21 protein-coding genes are annotated in these 23,060 nt (G+C 68.3%); 4 read left to right on the forward strand and 17 right to left on the reverse strand.

Translation table 11 applies throughout. The features are described 5' to 3' along the window. Positions 1-41 precede the first annotated feature (41 nt). A complete protein-coding gene (locus tag FOZ74_RS12290; protein ID WP_146913337.1) occupies positions 42-692 on the forward strand; it encodes a DedA family protein in 651 nt (216 codons plus the stop codon). Between the two features lie 24 nt (positions 693-716). On the opposite strand, the gene guaD is transcribed toward FOZ74_RS12290, so the two are convergent. From guaD to FOZ74_RS12330, 8 genes are all read right to left on the reverse strand, one after another. After that, the gene (guaD, locus tag FOZ74_RS12295) at positions 717-1,991 is read right to left on the reverse strand and encodes a guanine deaminase (protein ID WP_146913338.1); all 1,275 of its coding nucleotides are present in this window, start codon (positions 1,989-1,991) and stop codon (positions 717-719) included. Positions 1,992-1,998: 7 nt separating this feature from the next. Then, positions 1,999-3,291 (reverse strand): NCS2 family permease, encoded by a 1,293-nt coding sequence (locus FOZ74_RS12300; RefSeq protein ID WP_146913339.1) that lies wholly within the window; start codon positions 3,289-3,291, stop codon positions 1,999-2,001. 38 nt (positions 3,292-3,329) lie between these two features. Next, a complete protein-coding gene (locus FOZ74_RS12305; protein ID WP_146913340.1) occupies positions 3,330-4,301 on the reverse strand; it encodes a LysR family transcriptional regulator in 972 nt (323 codons plus the stop codon). Positions 4,302-4,324: 23 nt separating this feature from the next. Next, positions 4,325-6,754: a xanthine dehydrogenase molybdopterin binding subunit gene (xdhB, locus tag FOZ74_RS12310; RefSeq protein ID WP_146913341.1), complete on the reverse strand. Its 2,430-nt coding sequence runs from the start codon at positions 6,752-6,754 to the stop codon at positions 4,325-4,327. Positions 6,755-6,765: 11 nt separating this feature from the next. Next, positions 6,766-8,316, reverse strand: coding sequence for a xanthine dehydrogenase small subunit (xdhA, locus tag FOZ74_RS12315; RefSeq protein WP_146913342.1), 1,551 nt, complete (start codon positions 8,314-8,316; stop codon positions 6,766-6,768). Positions 8,317-8,475: 159 nt separating this feature from the next. Next, entirely contained in the window at positions 8,476-8,931 is a 456-nt protein-coding gene (locus FOZ74_RS12320; protein ID WP_146913343.1) for an Lrp/AsnC family transcriptional regulator, read from the reverse strand. A gap of 205 nt (positions 8,932-9,136) precedes the next feature. Further along, a complete protein-coding gene (locus FOZ74_RS12325; RefSeq protein ID WP_146913344.1) occupies positions 9,137-9,475 on the reverse strand; it encodes a cupin domain-containing protein in 339 nt (112 codons plus the stop codon). A gap of 103 nt (positions 9,476-9,578) precedes the next feature. Further along, a complete protein-coding gene (locus FOZ74_RS12330) occupies positions 9,579-10,112 on the reverse strand; it encodes a carboxymuconolactone decarboxylase family protein (protein WP_146913345.1) in 534 nt (177 codons plus the stop codon). Between the two features lie 196 nt (positions 10,113-10,308). On the opposite strand from FOZ74_RS12330, the gene FOZ74_RS12335 reads away from it, so the two are divergent. After that, positions 10,309-11,190: an AraC family transcriptional regulator gene (locus FOZ74_RS12335; protein WP_146913346.1), complete on the forward strand. Its 882-nt coding sequence runs from the start codon at positions 10,309-10,311 to the stop codon at positions 11,188-11,190. A gap of 24 nt (positions 11,191-11,214) precedes the next feature. On the opposite strand, the gene FOZ74_RS12340 is transcribed toward FOZ74_RS12335, so the two are convergent. Further along, on the reverse strand, positions 11,215-12,564 hold the full coding sequence (locus FOZ74_RS12340) for an N-acetylmuramoyl-L-alanine amidase (protein WP_146913347.1): 1,350 nt from the start codon (positions 12,562-12,564) through the stop codon (positions 11,215-11,217). Continuing rightward, positions 12,549-13,037 carry a tRNA (adenosine(37)-N6)-threonylcarbamoyltransferase complex ATPase subunit type 1 TsaE gene (gene tsaE / locus FOZ74_RS12345; protein WP_146913348.1) on the reverse strand — a complete coding sequence of 163 codons (489 nt, stop codon included), beginning with the start codon at positions 13,035-13,037 and terminating at the stop codon, positions 12,549-12,551. The genes FOZ74_RS12340 and tsaE overlap by 16 nt, the downstream gene beginning before the upstream one ends. Before the next feature lie 16 nt (positions 13,038-13,053). Here tsaE and queG point away from each other — a divergent pair, with 16 nt between their 5' ends. Then, complete coding sequence (gene queG, locus FOZ74_RS12350; RefSeq protein WP_255437603.1) at positions 13,054-14,130, forward strand: tRNA epoxyqueuosine(34) reductase QueG; 1,077 nt, start codon at positions 13,054-13,056, stop codon at positions 14,128-14,130. Between the two features lie 71 nt (positions 14,131-14,201). Here the strand turns inward: queG and FOZ74_RS12355 are convergent, their stop codons facing one another. From FOZ74_RS12355 to FOZ74_RS12370, 4 genes are all read right to left on the reverse strand, one after another. After that, complete coding sequence (locus tag FOZ74_RS12355) at positions 14,202-15,107, reverse strand: AEC family transporter (RefSeq protein WP_146913349.1); 906 nt, start codon at positions 15,105-15,107, stop codon at positions 14,202-14,204. Next, positions 15,104-15,505 (reverse strand): DUF1850 domain-containing protein, encoded by a 402-nt coding sequence (locus tag FOZ74_RS12360; RefSeq protein WP_146913350.1) that lies wholly within the window; start codon positions 15,503-15,505, stop codon positions 15,104-15,106. The genes FOZ74_RS12355 and FOZ74_RS12360 overlap by 4 nt, the downstream gene beginning before the upstream one ends. A gap of 4 nt (positions 15,506-15,509) precedes the next feature. After that, positions 15,510-17,543, reverse strand: a complete 2,034-nt coding sequence (locus FOZ74_RS12365) for a TRAP transporter permease (protein ID WP_146913351.1) — start codon at positions 17,541-17,543, stop codon at positions 15,510-15,512. Positions 17,544-17,610: 67 nt separating this feature from the next. After that, a complete protein-coding gene (locus FOZ74_RS12370) occupies positions 17,611-18,567 on the reverse strand; it encodes a TAXI family TRAP transporter solute-binding subunit (RefSeq protein ID WP_146913352.1) in 957 nt (318 codons plus the stop codon). Positions 18,568-18,683: 116 nt separating this feature from the next. Here FOZ74_RS12370 and xerD point away from each other — a divergent pair, with 116 nt between their 5' ends. Continuing rightward, on the forward strand, positions 18,684-19,601 hold the full coding sequence (xerD, locus tag FOZ74_RS12375) for a site-specific tyrosine recombinase XerD (protein WP_146913353.1): 918 nt from the start codon (positions 18,684-18,686) through the stop codon (positions 19,599-19,601). Positions 19,602-19,614: 13 nt separating this feature from the next. Here the strand turns inward: xerD and FOZ74_RS12380 are convergent, their stop codons facing one another. The 3 genes from FOZ74_RS12380 to FOZ74_RS12390 form a co-directional block, all read right to left on the reverse strand. Beyond that, on the reverse strand, positions 19,615-20,880 hold the full coding sequence (locus tag FOZ74_RS12380; protein WP_146913354.1) for an EAL and HDOD domain-containing protein: 1,266 nt from the start codon (positions 20,878-20,880) through the stop codon (positions 19,615-19,617). A 28-nt stretch (positions 20,881-20,908) separates the two neighbouring features. Next, positions 20,909-22,165 carry an EAL and HDOD domain-containing protein gene (locus FOZ74_RS12385; protein WP_146913355.1) on the reverse strand — a complete coding sequence of 419 codons (1,257 nt, stop codon included), beginning with the start codon at positions 22,163-22,165 and terminating at the stop codon, positions 20,909-20,911. A gap of 68 nt (positions 22,166-22,233) precedes the next feature. Further along, positions 22,234-23,040, reverse strand: a complete 807-nt coding sequence (locus tag FOZ74_RS12390) for a ferritin-like domain-containing protein (RefSeq protein WP_146913356.1) — start codon at positions 23,038-23,040, stop codon at positions 22,234-22,236. Positions 23,041-23,060 lie beyond the last annotated feature (20 nt).

The following is a 23,060-nucleotide window of genomic DNA, read 5'->3' on the forward strand; positions in this document are numbered from 1 at the left end:
CCGCCGATAATCCGGAGCTTTGCTGCCCCGAGCCCGGCCCCATGGAATTGCTTGCCTTTCTGATCGACTTCATCCTGCACGTGGACAAGCACCTGGAGCTGTTCGTGGCCACCTATGGGGCCTGGGTGTATGCGCTGCTGTTCCTGATCGTGTTCGTGGAAACCGGCGTGGTGGTCATGCCTTTTCTGCCGGGCGACTCGCTGCTCTTCATTGCCGGCGCGCTCAGCGGTGCCGGCATGCTGGACTTCTGGAGCGCCACGGCCGTGCTGCTGGTGGCGGCGGTGCTTGGCGACCAGTGCAACTTCCAGATCGGCCACCACTTCGGTCCGCGGGTGTTCCAGTGGGAGAACTCGCGCTGGTTCAACCGCAAGGCCTTCGATCGCGCGCATGCGTTTTATGAGCGCTATGGCGGCATCACCATCGTGCTGGCGCGCTTCATGCCTTTCATTCGCACCTTCGCGCCCTTCGTGGCCGGTGTGGCGGCGATGAACCGCGCGCGCTTTACCGCCTACAACGTCGGCGGCGCGCTGGTCTGGGTGCTGGGCATTTGCAGCGCGGGCCATTTCTTCGGCAACCTGCCCTGGGTGAAGGAGAACCTGGAGAAGATCATCTGGGCGCTGATCCTGGTGCCGGGCCTGATCGCGATCTACGGCGCCTGGCGCGGCGCACGGGTACGCCCCGCACAGCCCTGAGCCGGGGGCATGCGCGGGTGCGCTTCAGGCCGTCACCACGCGTTCGACCACGCGGTCGTCGCCGAGCACGATCAGCGCAAACAACAGCTCCTGCAGGTTTTGCGCGCGCCTGGCCTTGCGCGCGAGCAGCGGGATGGCATCGGGGTTGAGCACCACGAAGTCCGCCTCGGTGCCCGTGGCCAGCGTCCCCGTGCAGCCTTGCAGGCCCAGCGCGCGCGCCGCGCCGCCGGTGTGCAGCCACCACAGCTCGGAGGGCGCGAGCGACAGCCCCGGCTTGCTCTGCCCCTCGCGGCCGATGAAATAGGCCGCGAGCATGGTGCGAAACGGTGAAAAGCTGGTGCCCCCGCCCACGTCGCTGGCCAGGCCATGCAGCATGCCCGCGGCCTGGGCGGCGCCAAAGTCGAAGAAGCCGCTGCCCAGAAACAGGTTGCTCGTGGGGCTGACGGCGGCGGCGCTGGCGCTGGCGTGCATCAGTGCGCGGTCGTCCGCGTCCAGGTGGATGCAGTGCGCATACACCGCGCGTGCGCGCAGCAGCCCGAAGTCCTCGTAGACAGACAGGTAGGAGCGCGATTGCGGAAACAGCTCGCGCACCCAGCGCACCTCGTCGCGGTTTTCTGCCACGTGCGAATGGATCCAGGTGTCGCCGTAGCGCGCGGCCAGCTCGCCCGCGCCGCGCAGCTGCGCCTCGCTGCTGGTGGGCGCAAAGCGCGGCGTGATGGCGTAGCCCAGCCGGTCCTTGCCGTGCCAGCGCCGGATCAGCGCTTCGGTGTCGGCGAGGCTTTGCTCGGTCTCGTCGCGCAGGCCGTCGGGCGAATGGCGGTCCTGCAGCACCTTGCCGCCCATCATGCGCAGCCCGCGCTTTTGCGCCTCGTGAAAGAAGGCATCGACCGAGGCCGGGTGCGCTGTGGCAAAGGTGAGCGCGGTGGTCACGCCGTTGCGCAGCAGCTCTTCGAAGAACACGTGCGCGATCTCGGCGGCGTAGGCCGGGTCGGCAAAGCGCATCTCGGCCGGGAAGGTGTAGTTGGTGAGCCAGGGCAGCAGCCCGTCGGCGGGCGAGCCGATGATGTCGGTCTGCGGGTAATGCACGTGCATGTCGATGAAGCCGGGCGCGATCAAACGCCCCTGCCAGTGCGTCACCGGCACGCCCGGATGGCGCGCGGCCACCGCGCGGTAGGCTCCGGCGTCGATCACGCGCCGCACGCCGTCGCTGCCCGGCCCGGTCACCAGCAGGCCGTCGCTCTCGTACAGCGCCTGGCCTTGTGCGTCGAAGCGCAGCAATTGCGCGCGGTAGGCTTTCATGGATGCCTCAACCCCCGACGTAGAAGAACTTGAACAGGAAGACCAGCGCGATCAGCCAGACCATCCAGTGCACTTCACGCACGCGGCCGGTGAACAGCTTGATGGCGGCGTAGGAGATGAAGCCGAAGGCCAGGCCGTTGGCGATGGAGTAGGTGAAGGGCATCATCAGCGCGGTCACCGCGGCCGGGATCACCTCGGTGGATTCGCCCCAGTCCAGCTCGGTCAGGTCGCGCATCATCAGGCAGCCGACGAAGAAGAGGGCGGGCGCCGTGGCATAGGCCGGCACCGCACCTGCCAGAGGCGCTATGAACAACGCAGCAAGAAAGAGCACCGATACCGTCATCGCCGTGAGGCCCGTGCGCCCGCCCGCCTGCACGCCCGAGGCGCTTTCCACGTAGGCCGTGGTGCTGGAAGTACCGAGCAGCGAGCCGGCGAAGATGGCGGCGCTGTCGGCAAACAGCGACTTGTTCAGCCGGTCCATCTTGCCCGGCACCAGCAGGCCCGCGCGGCGCGCCACGCCCATCAGCGTGCCGGTGGCGTCGAACAGTTCCACCAGAAAGAACACCAGCACCACGTTGAGCAGTCCCTTGGTGAGCGCGGTGTGGATGTCCAGCTTGAACAGCGTCGGCTCGATCGAGGGCGGCGCCGAGAAGATGCCGCGGAACTCGTTGCCGCCAAAGATGAACGAGAGGATGGTGACCGCGATGATGCCGATCAGGATGGCGCCGCGCACGCGCATGCGGTCCAGCGCCACCATGATCAGGAAGCCGATCACGGCCAGCACCACGCTGGGCTGGTGCAGGTCGCCCAGGGTGACGAGCGTGGCTTCGTTGCCGGTCACGATGCCCGCGCTCTTGAGCGCGATCAGCGACAGGAACAGCCCTATGCCCACGGTGATCGCCATGCGCAGCGACTGCGGAATGCCGTTGATGATCAGGCTGCGGATGCCGGTGAGCGTGACCACCAGGAACAGGCAGCCCGAGATGAACACCGCCCCCAGCGCCGCCTGCCAGGTAAAGCCCATGTGCAACACCACTGCGTAGGCGAAATAGGCGTTCAGCCCCATGCCCGGCGCCAGCGCGATGGGATAGTTGGCGTACAGCGCCATCACCGCCGTGCCCAGCGCGGCGATCAGGCAGGTGGCGACGAAGACCGAATCCTTGGGCATGCCCGCGTCGCCCAGGATGGCCGGGTTGACGAAGATGATGTAGGCCATGGTGAGGAAGGTCGTCAGGCCCGCGATCAGCTCGGTGCGCACGTTGGTGTCGTGCTCCTTGAGCTTGAACAGTCTTTCCAGCATCGGTTGTCTCCTTGTGTTGTTGCTTTGGCGCAGGGAAATCAGAGTTGGGCGATGGTCTGCTTGACGCGCTCGCGCAGCCAGCGCGCGCCGCTGGCATGCTGGCTGCGCGTATGCCAGAGCTGGTAGTAGTGCAGCGGCGGCATGGGCACGGGGCAGGGCACGATGGCCAGCGGCAGCTCGCGCGCCACGCGCTCGCAGTGCTGGCGTCCGGTGGTCAGCACCAGGCGGCTGTGCGCCACCATCTCGGGGATCAGCCCGAAATAGGCGCTGCGCACCACGATGCGCCGCGCCAGCCCCTGGCTGCTCAGTACCTGGTCGATGATGCCGCGCGCGCCCGGGTAGGTCGGCATGGGCGCGACGTGCTCGGCCGCCAGCCATTCCTCGGCGTTCCAGCCGCTCTGGGCCGCGGGGTGCTCGCGACTCACCAGCGACACCACTTCGTCGCTGAAGAGCTGGGCGATGTGCAGGTCCTCGGGCGGCTGCAGCCAGTTGCCTATGACCAGATCGACCTCGCCCTGCGCGAGCTGCGCGCGGTAGTCGGCCTCGCGCGTGAGCGCGTGGATCTCCACATGCACCAGCGGCGCCTGGCGCTTGATGTCGGTGACCAGACGCGGCAGGAACAGCGGGTCCAGGTAGTCGCTGGCGGCGATGTTGAAGGTGGTGGTGCTGGTGGCGGCGTCAAAGGCGCGTGCCTCGGTGAACAGGGTCTGCGCGGCGCGCAGCACCGCGGCCGCGGGCTCGAGCATCTGCTGGGCCACGTCGGTGACCACCATCTCGGCGCCGCTTCGCACCAGCAGCGGGTCGCCGGTGAGCTCGCGCAGGCGCTTGAGCGCGGCCGAGACGGCCGGCTGGTTCATGCCCAGGCGCAGCGCCGCGCGCGAGACGCTGTGCTCGGCGAGCACGGTGTGCAGCACGCGTATCAGGTGCAGGTCCACACGGTCGAAGAAGGCGCGGTCCACCCCCGGGTGGGTCGCGCTGCCTGCTGTCGGTGGCGCTTGGGGCTGCTCCATCGGCATGTGTGCGGCGAAGGGCTTCAGGCGGCTTGCACGGCGGTGATGGCGCGCAGGATGGCTTCGCTGGTGGCAGGCACCGGAAGCGGCGGGTTGTGCTGGTGCCCGCCGACGGCGGAGACCGCGTCGCGGATCGCGAAGAACACCGAAAACGGCAGCAGTAGCGGCGGCTCGCCCACGGCCTTGCTGCGGTGGATGGCGTCCTGCACGTTGCGCCCTTCAAACAGCTGGACGTTGAACACCGGCGGGCAGTCGTTGGCCGTGGGAATCTTGTAGGTGCTGGGCGCGTGCGTCATGAGCATGCCGCTCCTGGGGTGCCAGACCAGCTCTTCCATGGTCATCCAGCCCATGCCCTGGATGAAGCCGCCCTCGATCTGGCCGATGTCCACCGCCGGGTTCAGCGACTGGCCGACGTCGTGCAGCAGGTCGGCGCGCAGCAGCTTCCATTCGCCCGTGAGGGTGTCGACCACCACCTCGCTCACCGCCGCGCCGTAGGCGTAGTAGTAGAAGGGGTGGCCAGTCATGGTCTTGGCGTCCCAGGAGAGGCCGGGCGTGGCGTAGAAGCCGTCGGACCACAGTTGCACGCGGTCCAGGTAGGCGTCGGCCACCACGGCGCTGAAGTCCAGTTCCTTGCCCGCGGCGAAGACCTTGTCGTTGGCAAAGCGCACGTCCCCGCTCTTGCCGCCGTGGCGCTGCGCCACGTTGGCCGCCAGGCGCTCGCGGATTCTCCGCGCCGCGTCCTGCGCCGCCTTGCCGTTGAGGTCCGAGCCGGTGGAGGCCGCCGTGGCCGAGGTGTTGGCCACCTTGCTGGTGTCGGTGGCGCTCATGCGCACGCGCTCGAAGTTCACGCCCAGCTCGTGCGCCACCACCTGCGCCACCTTGGTGTTCAGGCCCTGGCCCATCTCGGTGCCGCCGTGGTTCACCAGGATGGAGCCGTCCAGGTACACATGCACCAGCGCGCCCGCCTGGTTCAGGTGCTTGACGTTGAAGCTGATGCCGAACTTGACCGGCGTGAGCGCCAGCCCCTTCTTGAGCACCGGGCTGGAGGCGTTGAAGCCGGCCACTTCCTTGCGGCGCGCGGCGTAGTCGCTGCTGGCTTCGAGCTGGCCGACGATCTCGTCGAGGATGTTGTCCTGCACCGTCTGGCGGTAGGGCGTGACGTTGCGCTCGCCCTTGCCGTAGAAGTTGGCGCGGCGCACCGCCAGCGCATCCTTGCCCAGATTGCGCGCGATGCTGTCCAGGATGTATTCCATGCAGACCGCGCCCTGCGGCCCGCCGAAGCCGCGAAAGGCGGTGTTGCTCTGCGTGTTGGTCCTCGCGCAGAAGCCGTGCATGGCGACTTCGGGCAGCCAGTAGGCGTTGTCGAAGTGGCAGATGGCCCGTGTCATCACCGCCGCCGACAGGTCGGCCGAATGCCCTGCGTGCGAGACCATCTGCAGCGCGACGCCGAGCACGCGGCCCTCGTCGTCGTAGCCCACGTCGTATTCGTACCAGAAGCCGTGGCGCCGGCCGGTGACCATGAAGTCGTCGTCGCGGTCCAGGCGCAGCTTGACCGGGCGGTTCAGCGTGCGCGCGGCGATGGCCGCAATGCAGGCGAACTGCGCCGACTGCGACTCCTTGCCGCCAAAGCCGCCGCCCATGCGCCGGCATTCGACCAGCACCGCATGCGCCTGGATGCCGAGCGCGTGCGCGACGAGGAACTGCATCTCGCTCGGGTGCTGGGTGGAGCAGTGGATGTGCATGCCGCCGCCCTCCTTGGGCAGGGCGTAGCTGATCTGGCCTTCGAGGTAGAACTGCTCCTGCCCGCCCACGTCCAGGCTGCCGCTGAGGCGGTGCGGCGCCTTTTCTATCGCCGCGCGTATGCCGGCCTCGTCCAGCCCGCTGCTGCTGCGCGTCAAGTGCATCGGCGCCACCACGTACTGCTGCTTCTCGTGCGCCTGGCGCGGGGTCAGCACCGGCTCGGCCGCCTCGGTCTTGAGCACCGTCCTGGCCAGGGCTGCGGCGCGGCGCGCCTGTTCGCGCGTTTCGGCCACCACGGCGAACACCGGCTGGCCAAGGTAGCGGATTTCGCCGTCGCACAGGATGGGGTCGTCGTGCAGCACCGAGCCGCAGTTGTTCTCGCCGGGGATGTCTGCCGCAGTGAAGACGCGCACCACGCCGGGCATGGCCCGCACCGCGGCCAGATCGCTGTCCAGCAGGCGGCCCGCCGCTATCGGCGACAGGCCGAGCGCGCAGTGCAGCGTGCCTGCCAGTTCCGCAATGTCGTCGCAATAGGTGGCGCTGCCGCTCACATGCAGCTCGGCCGATTCGTGCGGGCGGCTCACGCCCACGCGGGCGCCGGCCTGCAGCGCGCTGGCCTCGGCCTGCGCATCGGTGCGTGAACCAAGGTTGTGCTGGTAGTCGGCAAAGGGTGCGTCGCGGCGCAGCAGTTCTTCGGCAATGCGGGTGTTCATGGCGGTCTCCTTCAGGCGCTGACCACGGCGTGCGGCATCCCGTTGAACACGCTGGTGGCCTCGGGGGCCAGTGGTGCCACGGGGCGGGTTTGCAGCCATAGGCGCTGCAGCAGGTTCTGCGCCACCTGCAGGCGGTAGCCACTGCTGGCGCGCATGTCGGTCAGGGGGGAAAAGTCGCTGGCCAGCGCCTCTTGGGCGGCCTGCACGCTCTGATGCGTCCAGGGCTGGCCCAGCAGCGCCGCTTCGGCGGCGCTGGCGCGTTTGACGATGCCGGCCATGCCGCCATAGGCCAGGCGCACGCTGTGCACCGTCTCGCCCGCCAGCTCCAGCGCCATGCCGGCGCAGATGGCCGAGATGTCGCAGTCGAAACGCTTGCTGATCTTGTAGCCGTGCACCTGGCGCGCAAAGGCCGCCAGCGGCACGGTGATCGCCTGCAGGAATTCGCCTTCTTGCAGGGCGTTCTTCATGTAGTCCAGATAGAAGTCGGTGAGGGCGAGCGTGCGCACCGCCTTGCCGCGGCGCAGCTCGACGCTGGCGTCCAGCGCCATCAGGATGGGGGCTGAATCGCCGATGGGCGAACCATTGGCCACGTTGCCGCCCATGGTGCCCGCATGGCGTATCGGCACCGAGGCAAAGCGCAGCCACACGTCCATGAGGCTGGGCGCGCGGCGCACCAGCGCACGCCAGGCGTCCTCCAGCGGAGCGCCCGCGCCTATCCATAGCACGTCGCCGCGCTCCTCGACGCGCCGCATCTCTTCGACCTGGCCGACATAGATCAGGTCGCCCACGTCGCGAAACTGCTTGTTCACCCACAGGCCGACGTCGGTGGAGCCCGCAAGCAGCCGCGCCTGCGGCTTGGCTTCGCGCAGCTCGGCCAGCTCGTCCAGGGTGCGCGGGGCGTGGAAATGGTCGGTGCGCTCCCCTTGCGCCGTCACGCGGGGGGCGGCGTAGTCCAGCGCGCCGTCGCGCTGCAAAGCCTTGAGCGCAGCCACCACCGCCTGGCGCTGCAGGCGCGCTTCGGGCAGATCGAACATGCGCTGGCCCGCGTCCAGGATGGGGCGGTAGCCGGTGCAGCGGCACAGGTTGCCCGAAAGCGTGTCCGCCAGCTCCTGGCGCGTGGGGCGGGTGCCGTGGGCGAGGTGGTTTTCGTAGCTGCCCCACAGCGACATCACGATGCCGGGCGTACAAAAGCCGCATTGCGAGCCGTGGCATTCCACCATGGCCTGCTGCGCCGGGTGCAGCGCGCCCTTGCCGCCTGCGGCGGACGGCGCAAGCGCTGCCAGGTCTTCCACCGTGAACAGCGCCTTGCCGTCGAGCGTGGGCAGAAACTGGATGCAGGCATTGACCGAGCGCAGTTGCAGCGCGCCCTCGGCGTCGAGCTCGCCCAGCACCACGGTGCAGGCACCGCAGTCGCCTTCGTTGCAACCCTCCTTGGTGCCCATCTGGCGGCGCTCTTCACGCAGCCAATCGAGTACCGTGCGGGTGGTGCCGACGCCGTCGACCTGCACGATCTGGCCGCCGTAATAAAAGCGCAAAGGGGAAGGGCGGGCGGTTGCGGTCATGGCGGTCTCTGTCCTGGAGCGGCCGGCGTGCAAGGCCGGCGCGGGAATGCACCTGTCGATGGTGCGGCCTTTTGCTTCGGGTTTCCATAGCGGCCGCACCATATTGAACATATGCGCAAGCCCATAACACCTGGGTTTACCCTGGGTTGCGACGCTGATTCAGGTATCGAGAGGCAAATCGGCCGACTTGAGCGTGCGCAGCACGAAGCTCGACTGGCTGTGGCGTATGCCCTTGATCTTGTAGAGCTTCTCGCGCAGCAGGCGCTCGTAGTCGCGCGTGTCCTTGACGACGACGCGCAGCAGGTAGTCGTACTCGCCCGAGACCAGGTGCGCTTCCACCACCTCGGGGATGGCGGCCAGCACCTGGCCGAATTTTTCCAGCGTGTTGTCCGAATGGCTGTCTAGCGTGACCATGACCAGCACGGTCTCCGTCAGGCCAAGGGCCGCGGGGTTCAGGCGCACGGTGTAGCCGGTGATGACGCCGGCGTCTTCCATCTTCTTGATGCGGCCCCAGCAGGGCGAGGGGCTCAGACCCACGGCCGCGCCTATCTCCTGCAGGCTGGCGCGGGAGTTGGTCTGCAGGACGGAGAGGATTTTTCGGTCCAGACGATCCATGGAGCAGATTATTCCATTGAATTCACTTTGTCAGATGGATTTTCTGAATTGTCGGCCGGATCGAACAAATTCAGAAAAATAAACTGCACCGGGCTGCGTACAGTTGTTCCCTGTCAAGGCGCTTTACCGAAGCGCACGCTCGTGCCAAGGCCCCACCCGGTTACCGCTGGGTGGGGCGCTTGCTTTTCTGGCGTCTGCCTGCGCTTCAGACCTCGCCCGCAATCAGGCAGATGGTCAGCAGCAGCGAGGCATCGCGCGTGGCCCGCAAGGCGTGCGGGGCGCGCGGCTGCAGGTGGATCCAGTCGCCCGCGCGCAGCGGGCGCGGCTGGCCGGCGACGGTGAACTGCACCTCGCCTTCGATGCAGTACAGCGTGATCTCGCCCGGGGTTTCGTGCAGCGGCAGCTCGCTGCCCGCGGGCAGTACCACGCGCACCACCTCCAGCTGCTCGGCCTTGATGATGGCGTGGGTGGGGGTCCGGGCGATGCCTTCGCCCAGGGGTTTGAGGCTCACGACTTCGGACGACAGGGCGTGGGGCAGGGCCATGGCGGTTCTCTCCTCGCGGTGCGGTGGCCGTGGACAGGGGTGCGGCCACCGCACCGGCGAGTGTGGCACGTTCCGGTGCCGCAGGCGGGGGCGCAGCCCGCCCCTACTTCAGTGCGACCCGGGGAAAATCGAGCGGGACGTCCAGTGCCACATTGACGTAGTTGGTGAACAGGTTCAGGGCCACGTGCGCCATGATCTCGACGATCTGCCCATCGTCGAAGCCGGCGGAGCGCAGGCGGGCCACGTCCGCATCGGTGATCTGGGCGCGCTGCTGCACCACCTTGAGGGCGAATTCCAGCGCGGCGGCGGTCCTGGGGTCGTCCGACTGGCCGACCTGCGCGGCCGCCATTTCGGCGGGCGATGCGCCTGCCTTGCCGCCCAGCACGGTGTGCGCGGCGAGGCAGTATTCGCAGCGGTTGCGGTTGGCGATGGCCACCGCGATCTGTTCGCCCAGCCGGGCTCCCAGCCTGCCCTTGCCCAGGGCGCCGAAAGCTGCCCACATGCTTTGCAGCGCTGCAGGCGCGTTGGCTACCGCCTTGAACATGTTGGGGGTGGCGCCGAAGGCGCCGTGGATCTCCGCCAGCAGGGTCTGGCTGGCGGCGGGGACGCCTTGGGTGTCGAGGTTGACGCGGCACATATCGATCTCCTTCAGGTTGAAAAAAGCAGGCAAGAGACCGGGCGGCGAGCCGCTCGCCCTTGCCTTGCGGCGACGGGTCGTGGGGATTTCACGGCCTGTCCTTTCCGGCGGGTGCCTGGAAGTGGTTAGTATGGGCGGCAAGAATGTATGATAAGAATCAGTAGATTCGATATACATACCAATTCATACAGATCGCATGCAAGCCTGTCCTGCCGTCGACATCGACCGCCTCTCCGGCGTGCTGGAACGCTTTCGGGTGCGGGCCCAGCTGCACCACGCCGGCGCACTGTGCGGGCTCAGCCACTTCGACGCCCGCGAGGGGCACGGTTACCTGCACCTGCTGCGTCGCGGTTCGCTGCAGGTGAGCCATCCGGGCGCGCACGGCGTGCCGCGCGCAATGCGTTTTGACGAGCCCGCGCTGCTGCTGTATCCGCGTCCGCTGACCCACCGCTTCCACAATCCGCCCGCGCAAGGGGCGGACTTCACCTGCGCGCGGCTGTGCTTCGAGGGGGGTGCCTACAACCCGATCGCCCGTGCGCTGCCCGGGGTGATCGCGCTGCCGCTGGCGCGTGTCACGGGCCTGGGGCCGGCGCTGGAACTGCTGTTTGCCGAGACCGACCGGGTGCGCTGCGGCCAGCGCCTGCTGGCCGACCGGCTCTTCGAGGTGGTGGTGATCCAGCTCATGCGCTGGTTGCTGGACCATCCGCAGGAGGCTGGCGTGCGCCCGGGTTTTCTCACCGGGCTGTCCGATCCGCGGCTGGCGCGTGCATTGGTGGCGATGCACGAGGCCCCGGGCGAGCCTTGGCCGCTGGAGCGCATGGCCCGGCAGGCCGGCATGTCGCGCACCGCTTTCGCCACCACTTTCCGCGCCGTGGTGGGCCAGACGCCCGCCGACTACCTGGGCGACTGGCGCATGGCGCTGGCGTGCAGCCGGCTGCGCGAGGGCCAGCCGGTCAAGCTGCTGGCCGAAGAGCTCGGCTACGCCAATCCGTCGGCGCTGTCGCGTGCCTTTGCGGCCAAGGTCGGGATGTCGCCACGCCAGTGGCTGGCACAAGCCACGGCGCCCGGCGGCGAATAGGGCGGGCCGCGCCGGCGGCGCGCGCTACACCGTGCGGCTGCGCGCCAGTGGCGGGTTCTTGGCGAAGTAGCGGCGGATGCCGCGCATCAGCGCGTCGGCCAGTTGTTCCTGGTAGGCGCTGCTGCGCAGGCGCGCTTCTTCCTCGGGGTTGCTGATGAACGCGGTTTCCACCAGCACGCTGGGAATGTCCGGCGCCTTGAGCACGGCAAAACCGGCCTGCTCCACGCGGGGCTTGTGCAGTTTGGCCATGGCGCCGATCTCGCCCAGCAACACGCCGCCGAGCTTGAGGCTGTCGTTGATCTGCGCCGTGGTGCTCATGTCCAGCAGCGCGCGCTGTACCTGCCGGTCCTGCACGCCGACGTTCACGCCGCCGATCAGGTCGGCCTGGTTTTCCTTGTTCGCCAGCCAGCGCGCCGCCGAGCTGGAGGCGCCGCTCTGGCTCAGCGCGAAGACACTGGCGCCGCGCGCCGCCGGCGAGGTGAAGGCGTCGGCATGGATCGAAACGAAGAGATCGGCCTGTACGCGCCTGGCCTTGGCGACGCGGGTGGCCAGGGGCACGAAGAAGTCGGCGTCGCGCGTCATGTAGGCGCGCATCGGGTTGCCGCCGATCTTGGTGGCGTTGATGCGCTCGCGCAGCAGGTGGGCCACCTTGAGCACCACGTCCTTCTCGCGTGTGCCCCCCGGGCCGATGGCGCCCGGGTCTTCGCCGCCATGGCCCGGATCGAGCGCGACGATGATGATGCGGTCGGTGCCGCGCACCAGCGCGGGCGCCGCGGGCGCCGGCGGTTGCATGGGCGCTGCCGGCACCGTGCTGGCGGCGGACTGGCGCTGGGCGATCAGCTCGCCCAGCGGGTCGGGCGCGGGCAGGGCCCCAGGGCTGGTGTCCAGGGGGTGGCCGGCGCGCTCGGCGATCAGGCTGGCCAGCGGATCGGGCGCCTCGGCAGGGTAGAGGTCCAGCACCAGGCGATTGCGGTAGGCGGCCACCGGCGGCAGCGAGAACACCTGCGGGCGCGCGTCGTGCTTGAGGTCCAGCACCAGGCGCACCACGCCGGGCTGGAATTGCCCCACGCGGATCGCGGCGATGTTGGGGTCGTCCGCACGCACCTTGCCGACCAGCTCGCGCAGCTCGGGGTTCAGGTCCATGCCGGTGATGTCCACGGCCAGGCGTGGCGGCTCGGGAACGAACTGCTGAGTGGTGGCGAGCGGTTGGTCCGATTCGATGGTGACGCGCGAATAGTCCTGCGCGGGCCAGATGCGCACCGCCACGATGCTGGCGCCGCGCGCCAGGTGCTGGCGGCCCAGCAGCAGCGCCAGCGTGCCGGCTTGCACTATGGTGCGCCGTTGCAGGGAGGAAAGTGTCAGGGGTCTGCGCATGGAGGGGCCAACTCGCTCAGCAGCGCATGGCCCCGGGGTGTGGCCGCACGCAGCGTGACGCGCCTATTTTCATCATCCTCTACTTGAATTTCAAGTTCCAAGTCTGCATCGGGCAAGCACTTTTGGGCATTTTGTGGCCATTCTGCCAGTTTCAGCCCGGGGCTGGCGAAGATCTCGCGAAAACCCGCATCCTCCCATTCGCGCGGATCATCGAAGCGGTAGAAATCGAAATGCCAGATGGCCAGCTCGCCCACCGCATAAGGCTCGACCACCGCATAGGTCGGGCTCTTGATGCGTCCGCTGACGCCCAGCGCCCGCAGCAGGTGGCGCACCAGCGTGGTCTTGCCCGCGCCCAGCTCGCCCTGCAGCGCGATGAAGGCATTGGCCAGCTGCGGCAGCCGCGCCAGTTGCCGGGCGAAGCGCTCGGTGTCGGCTTCGCAAGACCAGTGCAGCGTGAGGGTGGAAGGGGGCATTTCTACAATCGGCGAGATGGTGGACGGCGACAAATTGCTGGTGCAGATCCGCACCTGGGCGCGCGAGCTGGGATTCTCCCAAATCGGCGTTTCGGGCGTGGATCTGTCCTCGGCCGAGCCGGGCTTTCTCGATTGGGTGGCCAAGGGCTACCACGGTGACCTGCATTACATGGTGCAGCATGGCACCAGGCGCCTGCGCCCGGCCGAACTGCTGCCGGGCACGCTGAGCGTGATCACCGCGCGCATGCCCTATCTGCCGCGCGATACCCCGCCCGACTGGGCGGCGCGCGAACGCGCGCGGTTGCAGCGCCCCGGTGAAGGCGTGGTCTCGCTCTACGCCCGCGGGCGGGATTACCACAAGGTGGTGCGCGGGCGCCTGAACAAGCTGTGCGAGCGCATCGCCGAGGCCGTGGGCCCGTTTGGCCACCGCGCCTTTTCCGATTCGGCCCCGGTGCTGGAAAAGGAGCTGGCGCGGCGCAGCGGCCAGGGCTGGCAGGGGCTGCATTCGCTCATCCTCTCGCGCGACGCGGGCTCGATGTTTTTCCTCGGCGAGATCTACGTCGACTTCAAGCTGCAAGAGAGCGCGCCGGTCAGCGCCCATTGCGGCAGTTGCACCGCCTGCGTCGATGTCTGTCCCACCCAGGCCATCGTCGCGCCCGGCGTGGTGGATGCACGCCGCTGCATCTCCTACCTGACGATAGAGAACAAGGGCGCCATCCCCGAGGAGCTGCGCCCGCTGATGGGCAACCACATCTACGGCTGCGACGACTGCCAGACCGTCTGCCCCTGGAACAAGTACGCGCAAAAGAGCGAGATACCGGACTTCGACGAGCGCGCGCCGCTCGTGGGCCAGCAGCTCGTCGATCTGTTCCTGTGGGACGAGGAGACCTTTCTCAAGCGCACCGAAGGCGGTCCGGTGCGTCGCATCAACCACGAGCGCTGGCTGCGCAACGTCGCGGTCGCCTTGGGCAATGCCTTGCGCCAGGCGAGCGGTGCGCAAGCCGAGAGCATTCGCGCGGCGCTGCGTGCGCGGCTGGATCATCCGAGTGCATTGGTGCATGAGCATGTGCTCTGGGCTTTGAAGCAAGGCTGAAGCAAGTCACTTGAAATTGCAAGCCAAATCGGCCTCAAACGCTTGACCAGCAAGCGCTGACAGCTACTGTTTCAGGAGAGCAACTGCAAGGCCAACGGCAGGCTGGCCAGCGCCACGATGTGCGACAGCGTGATCAGCCCCGCCACATAGGGCCCGCGGTAGCCCATCTGTACTGCCAGCACATAGCAGCTTGACGCCGTCGGCAGCGCGGCAAAGGCGATCAGCACGCCGGCCTGCACGGGCTCCAGGCCCAGCAGGCGCGCCAGCAGCCAGGCCCACAGCGGCATCAGCAGGTGGCGGATGGCCAGCACGCCCGCCGTCAACACCCGGCTGCTCTGCAACTGGCCCCACTGCATGCCCGCGCCCACCGCCATCAAGCCCAGTGGCACCGCGGTGGCGCCCACGCGCTGCAGCTGCGGCGCGAGCCAGCCGGGCAGGGCGAGCCCCGCGAGGTTGAAGGCCAGGCCCGAGACGGTGGCGATGATCAGCGGGTTGCGCGCCAGCTCGCGCAGTACCCGGCTTTCGCTCTGGCGCGCCATGGGCCAGACGGCGGCCACGTTGATGAGCGGGACGCACACCCCGATCAGGATCGCGACGGCCTGCGAGCCCGCCTCGCCCGCAAGGCGCGAGGCCAGCGCCAGCGCGATGTAGGAATTGAAGCGAAACGCCACCTGCGCCGCGCCTGCATGGTCGCGCGGGGCGATGTGCCGCCCCAGCAGCGGCAGGTGCGGCAGGCTCCAGGACAGCGCGATGCCGCCGCAGCTCAGCAGCAGCCCGGCGGCGATCAGGCTGGAGGCCGGGCCGACCTCGATCGGGCTCTTGACGATGGAGAGAAACAGCAGGACGGGAAACAGCAGGTAGTACACCAGCCGCTCCACCGGGTGCCAGACCTCCCGACCCAGCGGCGTGAAGCGGCAGATCAGCCAGCCCGCGAGGATCAGCGAAAAATCCGGCAGCAGCAGCGCGGCGACATTCATTCGGGATGCGTACAGGGAGACAGCAGGGTGATGCCGCCGTCCGAAGGCAACAGCTCGCCCATGGGTCGGCAGGCTCCGCCGGCACACAGGTCGAAGTCGGCGGTGAACTCCGAGCGTGTCAGAAGCAGCGGCGCCCGCGGCCAGCGCGCGGGCTGGTAGACGAACCAGCCATCCACGAGCTGCGCCTCGGGCGGCGGCTCCATGCCCGCGGCCGAGCCGCGGATGCGCGCGGCCCCGGCCTCCAGCCGCGGCGGCTTGCCGGCGTGCACCACGTAATCCTCTTCCCAGCGCTGCTTCTCTATCGAATGCGTCCAGGCCAGCGTGAAATGCGTGACCGGCACGAAGGCCGGCGTGGCATGCGCGGCCGCGGCCAGCACCAGACAGATGCCCAGGCCCATGCGCCTAGGCCCCTGCCGCCACCGCGCGCGCCCGCGTGCGCCACAGGTGCCAGACGATGAACAGCGCGCAGCCGGCCATGCCGGCCTCGTCTGTCCAGGGCACGGCCGCCACCAGCAGGCAGGCGGCGGCAATCGCAAACAGCCGCTCGAACCAGTTCAGCCGCCCGCGCAGGTAGCCGATCGCGCCCGCGCCCCACAGCCCCACCGCGATGATCGCCTTGAACGTCACCCAGGCGATCGCCAGCACGCTCGAACTTTGCGCCATCAGCGCCGGGTCGTACACCGCCATGTAGGGCACGATGAAGCCGGCGATGGCGATGCGCACCGCCTGGAAGCCGATCTTCATGCCGCTTTCGCCCGCGATCGGCGCGGCGGCGAAGGCCGCGAGCGCCACCGGCGGCGTGAGGTCGGCCATGATGCCGAAGTAGAAGACGAACATGTGCGAAACCAGCAGCGGCACGCCCAGCTTGAGCAGCACCGGCGCGGCCAGCGAGCTGGTGATGATGTAGTTGGGGATCGTCGGAATGCCCATGCCCAGCACCAGGCAGATCAGCATGGTGAAGAACAGCGCGAGGAGGATGCTGTTCTCGCCGATCGCGATCACCTGTCCGCCGAGCTCGGCGGCGACGCCCGTGAGGTTGATGATGCCGATGATCACGCCGACGACGGCGCAGGCCGCGGCCACCGGCAGCGCGTGACGCGCGCCGTCGGCCAGCGCGGTGATCGCGAGCTTGCGCGCGTCCTGCCCGGTGCGGCGCAGGTAGGTCAGCGCCACCAGCACCGCGGTGACGACGAAGAAAATGCCGACGCCAAACTGGAAGAAGCCCGCGCAAGCCAGGCCCAGCAGTACCCAGAAGACGACGCGCAGCGTGGTGCGCCTGACGCCGGTGAGCACGGCCGAGCCGAAGATCAGCACCACCGTGAGCGCCAGGCCTATGGTGCCCGAGAACATCGGCGTGTAGCCGGCGAACAGCAGCCACACCAGGCCGATCAAGGGCAGCAGCAGGTGCCAGCGCTGGCGCACCGCCGTCCAGGGGTTCGGGCATTCGTCCTTGGGCAGGCCCAGCAGCCCCTTGCGCCCCGCCTCCAGGTGCACCATCCAGAACGCGGTGAAGAAGTAGAGCATGGCCGGGATCACCGCGGCCTTGACGATGTCCACGTAGGGCACGTTGATGGTTTCGGCCATGATGAAGGCCACCGCCCCCATCACCGGCGGCATGATCTGCCCGCCCATGCTGGCCGTGGCCTCCACGCCGCCGGCAAACGCCGGCGCATAGCCAAAGCGCTTCATCAGCGGAATCGTGAACTGGCCGGTGGTCACCACGTTGGCCACGCCCGAGCCGTTGATCGTGCCCATCAGCGCCGAGGAGATGACCGACACCTTGGCCGGCCCGCCCTTGGTGTGGCCGACGGTGCCCATGGCGAAGTCGGTGAACAGGTCGATCATCCCGGCCTGCTCCAGAAAGGCGCCGAACAGGATGAACAGATAGATGTAGGTCGAAGAGACGTAGGTCGGCGTGCCGAAGATGCCTTCGGTGCCGAACGACAGCGTGCTCAGGATCTGGTCGGCACCGTAGCCACGGTGCGTGAACAGGCCCGGCAGGTGCTCGCCGAACAGCCCGTAGGCCAGGAAGATGCCGCAGATGAGCGGCAGGCCCCAGCCCATCGCGCGGCGCGTGGCCTCGAACACCAGGGCCAGCATGACGATGCCGATGAACCAGTCCCAGCCGACGATCTCGCCGGCGCGGGCCGTCAGGTCGGACTCGAAGATCCAGTAATAAAAGCTGCAGGCAAAGCCCAGCAGGCCCAGTGCCCAGCCCGCCACGCGCCCGATGCGCGCCAGGGGCGGCCGGGCGCCCTTGAATGGCGGGTACAGAATCAGCACCATCCAGATCACGAAGCCGACGTGGATCGCGCGTATCACCTGGCTGGACATGGGCTGGAAGGCCGCCGTCCAGATCTGGAAGCTGGAAAACAGCACCGCCACCCAGAAGGCGGCGCCACGCAGCGGCACGTGTTCGATGTCGGGGTCGCTCATGAAAGGGTTCCAGTCTCAAAAAAGCCCCCGGGCGGGGGCTGGGCAGGGTCCGTGGCGGCGCGCGGCCTTACTTGATGACGCCGACTTCCTTGTAGTAGCGCTCGGCGCCCGGGTGCAGGGGCACCGGCATGCCCTTGACCGCGTTTTCCAGCTTGATCGCCTTGGCCGCGTTGTGCGCGGCGTGCAGCGTCTCCAGGTTGGCGTACAGCTGCTTGGTCATCTCGTAGGCCAGCTCGTCGGAGACGCCCGAGTGGGTGACGAGGAAGTTGGGGATGGCGGCCGTCTGCACGTCCTCGGTCTGGCCGGTGTAGGTGTTGGCCGGGATGACGGTGGGCTGGTAGGCCGGGTCGCCCACCTTGGCGACCACGTCGGCCGGCACCGGCACCACGACGATTTTCACCGACGTGGCCAGGTCGCGGATCGATGCCACGCCCAGGCCGGCGGACTGCAGCGTCGCGTCGAGCTGGCGGTTCTTGATGAGTTCCACCGATTCGCCGAACGGCAGGTATTCCACCTTGCCCAGATCCTGGTAGGTGATGCCCGCGGCCTTCAGGATCGCGCGGGCGTTGAGTTCGGTGCCCGAGCGCGCCGCGCCCACCGACAGGCGCTTGCCCTTGAGGTCGGCGAGCGTCTTGATGCCCGAATCGGCGTTGGCCACGATCTGGATCACGTTGTTGTAGGTGGCCGAGAGGCCGCGCAGCTTGTCCAGCTTCTTGGTGAAGCCCGCCTCGGCGTCGCCCTTCCAGGCGTCCGAGAGCGCGTCGCCCAGCGTGAAGGCCAGTTCACCGCGCCCGGCCTGCAGCAGGTTCAGGTTTTCCGCCGACGCCTTGGTCACCTGGGCGGTGGCGCGGGCGTTGGGGATGGTCTTGCCGTAGATCTGGGCAAGCGACACGCCCAGGGGGTAATACACCCCGCTTTGCCCACCGGTGAGTACGTTGACGAAGGTCTGCTGCGCCATCGCGGCCGGGGCCATGAAGGCGGCGCTCAGGCCGAGGCTGTAGCAAAGCGTGCGTATCCAGCGCATGTGGGTAACTCCTTTGTGTGACACGAGAGGGGGCAGAATAGCGCAAGAGCGGCGTTTTGCCGCCGCCGACTTCAGGAACTTCCTAGGGATTTCCCCCGAAACCCGGGCGATACGCGATGCCCAGCCCGCCGACCTTGCAGCCCGACGACGCACAGAAACAGCTGGTGGATGGCTTTGCCGACGCGCTGTGGCTGCAGGACGGCCTGGCAGCCAACACGTTGCAGGCCTACCGGCGCGACCTGCGCGCGCTGGCCGCCTGGCTGCAGGGCGAAGGCAGCGGCCTGCTGCAGGCCACGGAGGCCCAGCTCAACGGCTACTTCGCCGCGCGCCACGGCCACACGCGCGCAACCACGGCCAACCGGCGCCTCACGGTGTTTCGCCGCTTCTACCACTGGGCGCGCCAGCAGGGCATGGTGGCGGTCGACCCGACGCTGCGCCTGCTGACCGCGCGCCAGCCGCCGCGCCTGCCGGGCACGCTCAGCCAGGCGCAGGTGGAGGCGCTGCTGGCCGCGCCCGACACCGCCACGGCGCTGGGCTTGCGCGACCGCGCCATGCTCGAGCTGATGTACGCCAGCGGCCTGCGCGTGAGCGAACTGGTGGGCCTGAAGGTCTTCCAGCTCGGGCTCACCGAAGGGGTGGTGCGGGTGCTGGGCAAGGGCAGCAAGGAGCGGCTGGTCCCCCTGGGCGAGGTGGCCGGCGACTGGCTGCGGAAATACCTGGCCGAGGCGCGCGCGGACATCCTCGCCGGGCAGCAGACCCAGGACCTGTTCGTCACGCGCCGCGGCGGCGCGATGACGCGCGTGATGTTCTGGGTGCTGGTCAGGAAGCATGCGGCCCGCGCCGGCATCACCGCGCCGCTGTCGCCACACACGCTGCGCCACGCCTTCGCCACCCATCTGCTCAACCACGGGGCCGACCTGCGCGTGGTGCAGATGCTGCTCGGGCATGCGGACATCTCGACCACGACGATCTACACCCACGTGGCGCGCGAGCGCCTCAAGCAGCTGCACGCGCGCCATCACCCGCGCGGCTGAAGCCGGCGCGGGCTCAGGCGTTGCCCGCGAGCAGGTCGTCGGCCCAGGTCAGCGCCTGCATGTGCGCCATGTTGATCTGGTGGCCCGACATGTGCAGCTGGCTGGCGGCGCGCGCGAAGGCCTCGTCGTCGCCCGATTCGCAGGCGCGCGTGAGCTCCAGGAAGGGCGCGAACACGCCCTTGTGGTGCAGCAGCGCATCGACCACCGACTCGGGCAGCGAAACGCTCTCCAGCGCCCGCTCCAGCGGCACGCCGAGCATCACGTCCAGCAGCGAGAACACGCCGACGACGAAGGCGTTGTCGGCCTCCTCGGGCGGCAGCATCTCGGCGGCGAGCAGCTCCATCAGGCGCCCGCGCACCACCGCGGTCTGGCCCACCGCCAGCGGCGTGCCGGTGTTGCGCGAGGTGGTCAGCAGCAGCGCGGCCCAGCGAAACAGCTTCTTCAGGCCCAGGATCATCACCGCGTGGCGAAACGAGGTGATCTCCATCGACAGCCCGAAGCCCGATGAGTTGATGAAGCGCAGCAGGTTGAAGGACAGCGTCGGGTCTTTCTTGAGCAGCTGCTCGATCTCGTCGATCTCGGCCTGCTTGCGCACCAGGTTGATGAGCTGCAGGATCACCGCCTGCGAGGGCCGCAGCGTCCTGGCCTTGACCTCGGTGGGCTTGGCGAACCAGTAGCCCTGGAACAGCGTCACGCCCAGGGCAGCCATGCGTTCGTACTGCTCGGGGGTTTCCACCTTCTCGGCCACCAGCGTGGCCTTGGGGCAGGAGGCGCGCGCGAACTTCACCAGCGGCTCGGACAGTTCGGGCTTGAAGGCCAGCATATCCAGCTTGATGAAGTTCGCCAGCGGCAGCCAGGTGGTGTAGGCCTTGCGCAGCGCGTTCTGGTCCAGCGCGATGCGAAAGCCGCGCTCCTTGAGCGCCTGCAGCACGCCGACCTTGCTCTCGATCTCGTCGCTGCTGGCCTGCGGGCCGAGTACCGGCACCTCCAGCACCACCTTCTGCGGATGGATCAGCTCCAGGTGCGCGCCCACCAGGCTGTCGTGCGTGCAGTTGATGAAGACGGTGTTGCGCCCTATGAGGTTTTCCGAACCGGCGTAGGACAGCGCGTTGAACAGCACCGCCGCGTCGGTGGCGGCGGTGTGCTCGTGCACGCCGGTGCTGCGGTCGAACAGCTCGTAGCCGAAGACGGCGCGCTGGGTGTCCAGGATGGCCTGGCGGGCGATGACGATGGAGTTGTCCGCCTGCGGGGCGGCGGTGCTTGCGGCAGATTCAGTCATGGAAAAACCTGTGGGACGACGCGGCAAGTCACAGCTCGCACATCTGGTCGGACCAGGCCAGCGCCTGCAGATGGGCCATGTTCACTTGCTGGCTGGTCAGCGGGGTATTTTGCAGTGCGCTGTAGAAGTCGGAGTCGTCGTTGGTCTCGCAGGCGCGCACCAGCAGCAGCAGCTGGCCCAGACGCCCTTCGTGGTGCTCGATCTGGTTGACGATGGTGCCGGGCAGACCGAGCAGCTGCAGCGCCTTGTCCAGCGGCATGCCCAGCATCTGGTCGAGCATCGAGAACATGCCCACGAGGAAGGCCTCGTCGGCCTGCTCGGCGTCCAGGAATTCGCGCGCCAGCAGCTCCATGAAGCGCCCGCGCACCACCGCGGTCTGCCCCACGGCCGGCGGTGGCCCGCCGTGGCGCGCGGCGGTGAGCAAGAGCGCGGCCCAGCGAAACAGCTTCTTGAGTCCGAGCAGCATCACCGCCTGGCGAAACGAGCTGACCTCGTGGTGCAGCCCCAGCCCGGCCGAATTGATCAGGCGCATGAGGTTGAAGGCCAGGCCCGCGTCCTTCTTGAGCACTTCCTCGATCTCGTCGGTGCTGGCCTGGCGGCGCACCAGGTTGAGCAGGTCCACGATGTGCGCCTGCTGCGGACTGAGCAGCTTGGTCTGCACCAGCGCCGGGCGCGCGAACCAGTAGCCCTGAAACAGCTCCACGCCGAGCGAGGAGACCATGTCGTACTGCTGGGCGGTCTCGATTTTTTCGGCGATCAGCTCGGCCTTGCTCGAGCGCTGCGCGTAGTTGATCAGCACCGTCGCCTGGTCGGCGGGCAGCACCGACAGGTCGAGCTTGATGAAGTCCGCCAGCGGCAGCCAGGGCGCATACGTCGATTCCAGCACCGTCTGGTTGAAGGCCAGGTGAAAGCCGCGCTCGCGCAGCGCGGCGAGCAGCGGCTGGCGCGCCTGCACCTCGTCGGTCGCGGCCAGGCCGAGCGCCGGAATTTCAAGCACGATCTTTTCCGGGTTGACCAGCTCCAGGTGCCCGCCGGAGAGGCTCTCGTGCGTGCAGTTGACGAACAGCAGCGTCTTGCCCACCAGCTCTTCGGCGCCGGCGTGCGAGAGGGCGGCGAACATCACCAGCACGTCGCTTGCCGCGGTGTGGTCGCTGCGGCCGTGCGAGCGGTCCAGCAGCTCGTAGCCCACGACGGTCTGCCTGCCGTTCATGATCGCCTGGCGCGCGATCATCGCCCCGCTCAGGGCGCCGTGGCTCGCGTTGGTGCTTGCGGAGGTGTCGGTCATAAACGCTGTCGTTTCCCGGGGTGAGCGCGCATGGCTTGCTTGCGGGCCATTGTAGGCAAGGCGCGGTCTCAGTCTGGGGGCTGGCTCAGCCAGCGCAGCTCTTCGTCGCTGAAGCCCGCAGCCTGGCGGGCCGCCAGGTTCAGCGGTGGCCTGGGATGCGGCGCCCCGTGGCGTGCGGCGAGCTGCGCGTAGTGGGCCAGGGGCTGCAGGCCGTCGCGCCGGCACAGCCAGTGGTACCAGTGGTTGCCGATGGCGACGTGGCCGATTTCCTCGCGCAGGATCAAGTCCAGGATGTCGCAGGCCGCGAGCGCGTCGGTCGTGCCCACCCGGCGCAGCTTGTGCTGGATCTGCGGTGTCGCGTCCAGCCCGCGCGCCTCCAGCGTGCGCGGCACCAGGGCCATGCGCGCGACGACGTCGCCGGCGGTCTTCTCGCACATGCTCCACAGACCCTGGTGCGCGGCAAAGTCGCCATAGTCGTGCCCCAGGTGTTCGCGCAGGTGCTGGCGCAGCAGCTTGAAGTGGCGCGCCTCCTCGGCGGCGATGCGCAGCCAGTCCAGGTAGTAGGCGCGCGGCATGCCGGCAAAGCGCCAGATGGCATCGAGTGCGAGGTTGATCGCATTGAACTCGATGTGGCAGATCGCATGGACCAGCGCCGCGCGCCCCCGGGCGGTGGCGGGCGAGCGGCGCGTGAGCGCGGCATGCGCCACCAGGGCCGGGCGCCCGGGGTGGCCGGGCAGGCCCGCCGGCTCGGCAAGCAGCGCCTCGGTTGCTATCTCAAGAGTAGCTGCTTGCGCTTGCAGGGCAAGCGTTAGCGCCGGTTTTTCTTCTATATCGGTCAGGCCCAGCAGATGCAGGGCACGGGTGCGCAGCTCCATCCCTACAATTGTAGTTTTCA

The organism is Comamonas flocculans (assembly GCF_007954405.1).
GTDB lineage: Bacteria > Pseudomonadota > Gammaproteobacteria > Burkholderiales > Burkholderiaceae_C > Comamonas_C > Comamonas_C flocculans.